The 8,991-nt window shown below is 59.8% G+C and carries 6 protein-coding genes and 2 pseudogenes; 6 read left to right on the plus strand and 2 right to left on the minus strand.

What is annotated here, in order from left to right; all coding sequences use genetic code 11:
* Nucleotides 1-125 precede the first annotated feature (125 nt).
* Together KBY93_RS15375 and KBY93_RS15380 are read left to right on the plus strand one after the other, a co-directional pair.
* A pseudogene (locus tag KBY93_RS15375) lies at nucleotides 126-233 on the plus strand (hypothetical protein); the annotation flags it as partial.
* A gap of 69 nt (nucleotides 234-302) precedes the next feature.
* Nucleotides 303-803: a hypothetical protein gene (locus KBY93_RS15380; protein ID WP_255095311.1), complete on the plus strand. Its 501-nt coding sequence runs from the start codon at nucleotides 303-305 to the stop codon at nucleotides 801-803.
* A 33-nt stretch (nucleotides 804-836) separates the two neighbouring features.
* On the opposite strand, the gene KBY93_RS15385 is transcribed toward KBY93_RS15380, so the two are convergent.
* Nucleotides 837-1,970, minus strand: coding sequence for a WD40 repeat domain-containing protein (locus KBY93_RS15385; protein ID WP_255095306.1), 1,134 nt, complete (start codon nucleotides 1,968-1,970; stop codon nucleotides 837-839).
* Between the two features lie 2,719 nt (nucleotides 1,971-4,689).
* Between KBY93_RS15385 and KBY93_RS15390 the strand changes: the two are divergent.
* From KBY93_RS15390 to KBY93_RS15405, 4 genes and pseudogenes are all read left to right on the plus strand, one after another.
* Nucleotides 4,690-4,893: pseudogene (locus KBY93_RS15390) on the plus strand (MBL fold metallo-hydrolase RNA specificity domain-containing protein); the annotation flags it as partial.
* A gap of 633 nt (nucleotides 4,894-5,526) precedes the next feature.
* The gene (locus tag KBY93_RS15395; RefSeq protein WP_255095307.1) at nucleotides 5,527-6,192 is read left to right on the plus strand and encodes an SDR family oxidoreductase; all 666 of its coding nucleotides are present in this window, start codon (nucleotides 5,527-5,529) and stop codon (nucleotides 6,190-6,192) included.
* Nucleotides 6,193-6,319: 127 nt separating this feature from the next.
* Nucleotides 6,320-8,026 (plus strand): potassium/proton antiporter, encoded by a 1,707-nt coding sequence (locus KBY93_RS15400; RefSeq protein ID WP_255095308.1) that lies wholly within the window; start codon nucleotides 6,320-6,322, stop codon nucleotides 8,024-8,026.
* A 123-nt stretch (nucleotides 8,027-8,149) separates the two neighbouring features.
* The gene (locus KBY93_RS15405; protein ID WP_255095309.1) at nucleotides 8,150-8,437 is read left to right on the plus strand and encodes a hypothetical protein; all 288 of its coding nucleotides are present in this window, start codon (nucleotides 8,150-8,152) and stop codon (nucleotides 8,435-8,437) included.
* Between the two features lie 72 nt (nucleotides 8,438-8,509).
* On the opposite strand, the gene KBY93_RS15410 is transcribed toward KBY93_RS15405, so the two are convergent.
* Nucleotides 8,510-8,902, minus strand: coding sequence for a transposase (locus KBY93_RS15410; protein WP_315856430.1), 393 nt, complete (start codon nucleotides 8,900-8,902; stop codon nucleotides 8,510-8,512).
* Nucleotides 8,903-8,991: the final 89 nt, after the last annotated feature.

Consider the following 8,991-nt stretch of genomic DNA (forward strand, 5'->3'; position numbering starts at 1 on the left):
TCGGAACACTCTCTTCCGTTGCGGTGGTTTGGGTTTCGGGCATGGAGGGCCGCCATTCCAGCCAACCAAAACCCATGCTGACAGCCGTGCCAAGAATGCTGTTGTGGAACTTTTAGGCAGCCCTGGTGTCAACCCTGAGACGTTTCCGCTCAGAAGCCACATTTGCTGCAGTCTGTGATGTCAGACCACTGCAGGCCCGCTGCGGCGGCAGGCGACATCGACTTAATCGAGGCAACAATCGTCGCGCCAACGCGGCACTGCAACAGATTGCAGTAGTGCAGCTGCGCTGGCATCGTGTATCGATGTTCCACATAAGCGACGACTACCGTTCAAGAGGCCGTCCTCTCGTGCCACCTGCAAACAGAAGGGTCTACGTGTTTGTAGCCCTCCTGGTCCCGCTCCTGGGCGGTTGTGGCCTGCTCTGGCGCTGGACTACACATCCCATCAGCCTGAGTTGCAAGTTGCAGGATGGATCGGAGAAGAGCATCCGCGTCGATCCACGGCTTCAGCAGGTGCAGGAACTCGATCCCGGCACGGGAGAGGTGCGTGACACCATCACGACGAATGAACCACCAAAAGAACTGGGAAGCGGGATAATCGACGAGAGTAGCGTCACGGTTTCCCAGAAGGAGATTCGCTGGAGCCAGAGGATGTACAGGCCCGAGTTCGTCTCGGAAAGCCACATTATCAATCTGCAGACCCTCAGCTATCGAGGTGATCTGGCCATTGGAAGTGACTATGGTGCGGAGACTGATACCCAAGGCATGAAGGGAACCTGCCGAAGGGTCGAGACTCTCCCTTAAGCCAGGATGGGCGCCAACCTGATGTCAATTGCCTCAGGGAGAACCCATCGGAAGTTCCCAGCGGTGCAGTCGATTCGAGTCAGCCACTACCAGCGTCTTGCTGTCAGGCGACACGGCCATCGCTCCGGGGGGCAGTGTTGTTACTGAAACGCGAGAATGATAATAGTCTAGAAAGGTGAATAGCACCCTTCCCTGCAGATCCCGCATCTCCAGAAAGTCATCCACATGCATACCAGCCAGTACTACTGCGCTGCCGTCGGGCAGCAACTTGAAGGCATTCACAATTCCTTCGGCGCGAACTGTCCCCTGCTGCTTCCCTTTGCTGTCCCATCGCATAGCTCCGTCCGAGCCCGCCGCGAACAGATCTCCACTGGCTGTAATGAACAGGCCATTCACAGATGAAAAACCGGTCTCCACTTCGCCCAGCAGACGGCCGGTCGCACTCCATCGGCGCACAGTTCCAGTGTCATCACTACCAGCGATGCCACTGCCGTCAGGATCGAAGGCTAGCTGAACAATTCTTCTGTCATAAGGCATAAATGGTCTTGGATCTTCGAACTGACGCAACTGAACTCCCTTGAACGTCCACAGCACTGCTGCAGCATTGTCGTGCCCGGTGAGCAGGCTGCTCCCATCCGGTGAGATCACCGCCGCGTTAGTGGAACAACCCTCACAGATGGTCGTGTCGAAGCTGCCCCTGGCTTCTCCGGCTCCACTCCAGAGATGAACGGTGTTGCCACTGACGCTGAGCAACAGTGAGCCGTCCGGTGTGATAGCAACATGGCCAACGTGATGGACTATGGGCTGCTGGCGAAATTGCAGCTGGCCTTCCACGCTCCTCAGTTCGACGGCTCCGGATTTGCAGCCCAGCAGAAGATTCCTGCCATCTGGCGTGAAGACCATCGCATTCACGAAGTCCGTGCCACTCCCGTCGGCCATCTTGCCGGTGCAGACCTCCACGGGTGGTTCGCGCTCCTTGAGCACTGAAGGTTCCGCCTGAGCACGCGCAGTTACTGGCTGCACAAGCAGCGACATCAGGGCCGAGCAGACAAGGCCTTTCTGACGCCTGCCATGGCGGGTTGTCATCGAATTGGTCGCCATCACTTCGAAGTTGGAACAGCCTGCTGCGTGAATGCTGTCATTAACGCTCAGGGTGGACGTCTCCATCGGCAGAATTGTCCTGTTCTGAAATCACGGCGCGGCGGGACCCAGTTCATGCTTCTGCAGCACGTCTTTGCTCTGAGCACTCAGGATCCTCAGGGCACCATTGCAGCCGGCAAGGATGCCCCGATTTGTCCATTAGAGCTGGCCCGAGCAGGCCAGCGCAGCCTCGGAGTCCTTCTCACCGGGGCCGTGTGGCAGAACGACCCCAAGCGGTGTTGACCTATCTCTGTTCGCCTACGTCTGTCGCCGATCCGGGGCGGCGGTGATCGAGCTCAGTGGCCGGTGTCATAGGTGTGGTGCAAACTCGTCCATGGGCGCGGATAGTCCCTGGCCGGATGTATCGAGGAACTATGTGCGGGCCTGGGTGCCGGGGTAAACCAACTGCATTCAGCGCCTCGCTGTCATCTGGGGCTCCATGTGAGGTGAGGTGTGGTGTCCGTGCAGACCAGGACCAGGCGACTCTGATAGCACGGGGGGGCTCTATAAAGAACAGCTGTAGCTGCGTCCCCGTCCCGCTCCCGCGGTGCCCGGCCGGCATCCAGTTCAGCCGTAGACGCTGGCGGCTGCGAACAATGGCCCTATCTCGATGAGAAGGTGCTGCTGGGCAGTCGCAGTCTCCAGTTCTGCAAGACCTGCCACTGGTGAGAGCGACCCGAACGGATGGAGAGGGGCGATGGCCGTTTGCCGCTTGGTCTGAGGGGGCAGGGCGGGCCAGGCCTTGAGCCATGCGTAGACGCTCCGGAGGGCGGGCGATGCGGACAACAGCGCTGTGGCTGCCCAGGCCGAACAGATGAGTCCTGTTTTCCCGGAGTCGTGCCGTCGATCAGGCCACTCGATTGCCATTAGCCCCGGAGGCGTCTTGTTCCCAGCAGGGCGCAGCCGACCACAGCTGAGCCCCCCCCAGCAAGAGCCACCGCGAAGAGCAGAGTGCGCAGGACGACTCCGCGTCCAGATCGTTTGACGCTGCCTGGACTTTGCATCATTCTGATGCTCCCTGTTAGTCTCCCCGGAACACGGAATAGCATTGACAATTCTGCAACGTCGTGAAATTCACCCCAAAGCGGCCACGAGCAGGAGATTTTGCTGCGTGGGGCCGCAATGCTAATTGAAGCGATAACAGGAAACCGCCACTGCCGATCCTGCCCCCTCACATAAGTTCAGTCTAGGATTACACCAAAAGTCCTAGATCATTCAGCTGAAAAGTCAGCAAACAGGAACCACAGGAGATAAGTGAAGGTGTACAGTCAGCATCCACGCAGTCAGCCTTTGACTGCTCCTATTGAACTTACACCAGGGATGATGGCACACCCTAAGTAACACCACTTGGAAGGTCACTGCCAATGGCTGTTGCAGTTGGCCTCTCCTGAGTTGCTCGTTCAGGCTTTTCCAATATGATTCAGAAGCTGCTCTAAGTATTCCTGCCGCAGCTATCAGCTCCTTAATGGCCTTGTGCAAAATGAAACTAATGGCTCATCTGCTGTCTGTGGTCGCAATGCCCCTGCTTGCCAGTGAGGCAACCGAGGCTCAGATTAGTATTAAAAATGCAACTAGTGATGCCATGACTGGTGTCAAGTTAGTTCTCATTGCAAGTTCGAGTCCTTCAGCGAAAAGCTCCAGCGCTGCAGCGCTTGGCAATATCGCGGCAGGCCAGCAAGTCCAACGACGACTTCCCTCAGGAAGTGCTATTGAGCAGTTTCAAGTACAATATCGTAGGGTGAATATGAGAACTCCGAAGGTTGTGGCCCTGTCCAATCTGGAAATCATGTCATCTTGACAATCTCCCCTACGGGCACTTCTTGCGACTTCGAAGCTCTTTAGTTGGACAGCTTTCGCCCCTGATATCGTTAGATCCGGGCAAGTGAAGTAGCCAGTGGTGTCACTGATGGGCAGTCTCACTCCCGGTCTTTGATTTAGCTTCAGCCACCGCGCCCCTAGGCCAGATCTCCATCCTTGCTGCGCTCCAGTTCGAAGCCGGAACTTGGCCGCCGGCATCATCACCCCGCTCTCAAATCCGTGCGTGGTCCGATGAGTGCCGGCTTAAAGTAGGGAAGTGTGCGGCATCGACGATCGTACGGGTGTACTTTTCGCTTGGCGCTCTCGTGCCTGTTCCTCCTGCCCGCTTTGGGGGTTCCCTTCGGGACACGGACCACACTGGGGAAGAAGGGAGTGTCGAGGTGTAGCCTTAACTGGATGAGGCTGTGTTGCGTCCCAGTAGAAGCCGCAAGGTTTGCCTTACTTGCCATTGGTTCAGGCACCATGCCGGGTTGAACTGCATTCTTGTGCTTACCTGCCAGTTGCATCAGGGCTTGCTGGCTCAGGGCGAGCACCTCACGCACCGCTGCCAGGATTGGACCGATGACATGACTCGCCAACGGGTCTGGTGCCGGAAGGTGGCATGAGCGGCCAGGCATCACTTGCGGGGCCGAGTTGTTCATCTGCCCTGACCTGAGCACCGACCGCAGCATCAGCTGTTGACACACGGGGTTAATCGTCGCTCAAAGCGCACACTGCTTTTCGCTGAACCTCGCCTGAATGCGTTCCCGTCGCTGACGTCGCCCAGTTGGCTCCGCAGCTGCAGTGCTGCTCCGTTAACCTCTACCAGGGGCGTCGATCAACGGAGCAGCGCAATCTGCACCGCAGCAGTCAGCCTCTGACTGCCCCTGTTCAACCTCCAGAATGGGTCACAGGACCTCCTGAGTTACATCACTCAAAGAGGCGCTCCCTGAGCGATCACGCCGACTGGGACGGCCTGCTGCGCACAGTGAGGGATACCGGCGCCCGGCAGGTGTATGTCACGCACGGCAACAGCGACGGCCTGGCTCGCTATCTGCGGGAGGTGGAGGGAATCGCGGCGGAACCACTGGGACGTGCTTTCGAAGCAGAACGGAGTGAGGATGGAGACGGAGTCGATCCAAAGCCGGCATGAAGCGACTGGGACGAGGACTGCTGGGGGCGCTCGTGGGGTTTGTACTGAGCACGGTGATCAGCTTCGTTTTGGTGTCTCACTTCTCCCCACGACATGACCGGGAACTGGAGGCGGCAATAACCAGCTTCTTCTTCTATGGGCCGGTGGGAGCATGTCTGGCGTTCTTGGCGGGGCTGGCGCGCTAATGGTCTCTGTCTTACATTGCCTGCCGATGACTGTTCAGGAGCAGCAAGACCAGTTGTGCTGTGATGAGCGCCACCGTTTCAGTTTGAATTTAATCGATCTAGATTGTTCACTCTGTTACTGGCTGGCGCGATAATGGGAGTTCAAGCCTGACGCCAGATTCAAGCATGTAGCAGGCCGCTTAAGCCAGCCCATCGCCAAGTGGCTTCGGCATCGTCTAAAGCAACGCATGAGAAGATGCCACAGCCGCAACAATCGCTCACAGAATGAATGATTGCATGAGCTAATAATCCTTACCGAGCGAACGGACGAACGAATGGATGGATGAATGGATGAATGGATTGGTGGATGAATAAATGAATGAACGTGCGTTCACGGTTGCCAAGCCGGTGGGCACCCCGTGGCATACGATCCGAGTAAAGATCAACCTGAGCGGAGACTCAGCCTTTTATGGCCACTGTTCTGATCACTGGCGCCAATCGCGGCATCGGCTTCGAGTACTGCAAGCAGCTCACCTCCCGTGGCGATTCCGTGGTTGCCGTCTGCCGCCATCCTTCTCCTGATCTGGAGGATCTGGGGGTGCGGATCGAGGCGGGAGTGGATGTCACCGATGAGGCGTCGATCACTGCCCTGGTGGAGAGTCTGCAGGGTCTGCCGATCGATGTGCTGATCAACAATGCCGAGATCCTCGAGAGAACCACTCTGGAGGACATAAATGTCGAGAGCCTTCGCCGCCAGTTCGAGGTGAACGCGATCGCTCCATTGCGCTTCACCCGCGCATTTCTGAGCCAGCTTCAGCCGGGCTCCAAGGTGATCATGATGACCAGTCGCATGGGATCGATCGAAGACAACTCCTCCGGCAACTCCTATGGCTACCGGATGTCGAAGGTAGCGCTCTGCATGGCCGGCAAATCCCTCTCGATCGACCTGAAGCCCCGCGAGGTTGCTGTTGGAATCCTCCATCCCGGCATGGTTAGTACCGGGATGACAGGGTTCACGTCCCAGGGGATTGCACCGGAGGAGTCAGTGCGAGGGCTGCTGGATCGGATCGATGAACTCACCCTGGAGAATTCGGGCACCTTCTGGCATGCCAACGGTGAGGTGTTGCCCTGGTAGCCCGGCAGAGGCGATTCGTCCGGGCGGGCATGGCCTCAGCTGCCGGCTTTGGCATGTGAGTGATCAGTGTTGCTTGGGATCCTGATGTTGTGGGGCATCCTCATAGGGGCTGTCCAGGCGGGGGATCGTGTCGATTAACGCAGCCGTGCTGCTGGCTGGGGTGCTGTTGCTGCTGGGTATTGCCTCCAGCAAGTTCTCCGCTCGGCTGGGCATGCCCGTTCTGGTGCTGTTTCTCCTGGTCGGGATGCTGGCGGGCTCGGAGGGTCTGGGACGGATCCCCTTTGAGAACTATTCCCTGGCCAACAGTGTCGGCAGTGTCGCCCTGGCGCTGATCCTGTTCGACGGCGGCCTGCGCACCTCCTTGACCTCCGTGCAACGGGTCTGGCGGCCGGCGCTGTCGCTCTCGACAATCGGCGTTCTGCTCACCTCACTGATCACGGGTCTGGCGGCGGCCTGGGCGCTGAAGATGCCGCTGCTGCAGGGGTTGCTGCTGGGCAGCATCGTCGGCTCCACCGATGCCGCAGCGGTGTTCTCGGTGCTGCGCACCAGCGGCCTGAAGCTTCCCGAACGGCTCACGGCCACCCTTGAAGTGGAGAGCGGCTCTAACGATCCGATGGCGATCTTCCTCACGCTGGGGTTGATCGGCGTGATCAGCGGCAGTGCTGATTCACCCCAGGCGCTGCTGCTGCTGTTCCTGGCCCAGTTCGGCGCCGGCAGCCTGGTGGGCCTCGGGGTGGGACGCCTGGCGACCTGGGGAGTGAATCGCATCAACCTCGACTATCCAGGCCTCTACCCGCTGGTGGCCCTGTCCTTTGGGCTGGTGGCCTTCGGGCTGGCGGCCGTGCTGGGCGGCAGCGGCTTTCTGGCGGTCTACATCGCCGGCATCGTGCTCGGCAGCAGTTCGATCGTGTTTCGCCGGGGGATCTTCTCCTTTCACGACGCCATGGCCTGGCTGGGCCAGATCCTGCTGTTCGTGATGCTGGGGCTGCTCAGCTTCCCCAGCCGCCTGCTGGCTGTGGCAGGGGAGGGGCTGCTGATCGCCCTGGTGCTGATCGTGGTGGCGCGGCCTCTCGCCGTGGCCGTGGCGGCCTTGCCGTTCCGCTTCCGCCGCCGTGAACTCGTGTTTCTGTCCTGGGTTGGTCTAAAGGGTGCGGTGCCGATCACCCTGGCCACCTTTCCGCTGATGGCCGGTATTCCCCAGAGCAACACGATTTTCAACGCCGTGTTCTTCGTGGTGCTGATCTCAGCGATCACCCAGGGCTGGTCACTGCCGCTGGTGGCGCGCTGGTTGCACATCGGTCGCCCCGCAGATCCCACGCCGGCGCTGTCGGTGGAGATCAACGCCCTGCGTCAGGTCGATGGTGAGATCGTCGACTACACCGTCAAACCCAAGGCCCAGGTGGCTGGTCAGCAGCTGCGCGATCTGGCCCTGCCCGACGGGGTGCTGGTGACCCTGATCCTGCGCGGCAGGCAGGTGCTGATGCCCCGCGGCAGCACCACCCTCGAGCCTGGCGACCACGTGTTCGTGGCCCTGCGCAGCCGGCTCCAGCCCTGGATTGATCGGCTTTTTGATCCAGACCCTGACGAGGCCTCGCTGCCTGCGGGACTGGTGCTGGCCTTCAACGCGGCGACAAGCGTTGAGCAGCTGCATCGGTTTTTTGGTGTGGCCATCCCGGCGGAGATCCGACCGGACACCGCGGCCCGGAGCCTGGCTGACCTTCTGGCAGATTCGGCAGCGGGCAGTGAGGTTCAGGTCGGTTCTTTTGGCCTCCGAGCAGGAGCCGATCAGGATCTGGTCACCGCGTGCTGCCTCGTCGAGGCTCCGCTCCGCTGAGTAGAGCACTGAGCCGCATTAATTCCAGAGCGTGAGTCCTGAGGCTGTGATGGCGGTTGCATTGCCTTGGCGGAAGGGGCGCTCCGCCGCTTCTAATCTGTCGACTTCTTCGGTTGCACCACCATGGTCAGATTTGTCCCGATCGGTGCCTTCATCACCCTTGGGCTGCTGGCTGGATGCGGCAGCCCCGATCTGCCGGCTCTGAAGAAGATGGCCTGTGAGAAGGCGGTCAACACGATTGATCTGCAATCAGTTGCCCAGCTCGATACACTGCGCAAGGCACTGGGTCTGGCGCCAGAAGTGGATCCGATCGCTGAATGCCGTGCCCTTGGAGTGATGATGGAACCCAATGTGCCAACCGACAGCCAGGGCACCGGGGGCAGCAATGAGGCGGGAGAGAAGCAGAACTGATTCAGCCGGCACCAAGGACGCTGGATCTTGCCGCTGCCGGAATCACTCCCCCAGGGCTGACTGAAAGTCCATTCATCCCGTCTCCGCCAGGCTGATGCCGACCCAGCCGAGCATGCGGCTGATGTCATGCGCCACGGCCATCAGGCCAGCGCGGATCGATCGGAAACCGTTGCAGCGCAACAAGTTGAGAGCCAAGGTCCGCAGCAGGGCCAGCACCTGAACACCGTTGCGCTGGGCGTAGCGGTGAGCGTCCTCACCGAGCTGGGTGTCGCGGGGCCAGTGCCACTGGTTTTCGATTGCCCAGCGCTGCCGCACCAGCCGCAGCATTGCTTTTGGGCTGGTGCGCAGGGTGGTGTCGCACCGAGAGGTGCGCCTGGTGATCCATACAAGTGGACGTGGTGAAACGGCTTGCCGTCGCGCAACCCACTGCTCACCAGCTCGATGATCCAGCTGGCACCCGCCCAGCGCTCACGGATGGTGTCTGTGGCATTGCGGGCTCTGAGCTGCCAGCGCACCTGACGCCCATGGCTGGCCTCGACATCGCTGATTTCAAC

It is taken from the genome of Synechococcus sp. J7-Johnson, from assembly GCF_024345795.1.
Classification (GTDB): Bacteria; Cyanobacteriota; Cyanobacteriia; order PCC-6307; family Cyanobiaceae; genus Regnicoccus_A.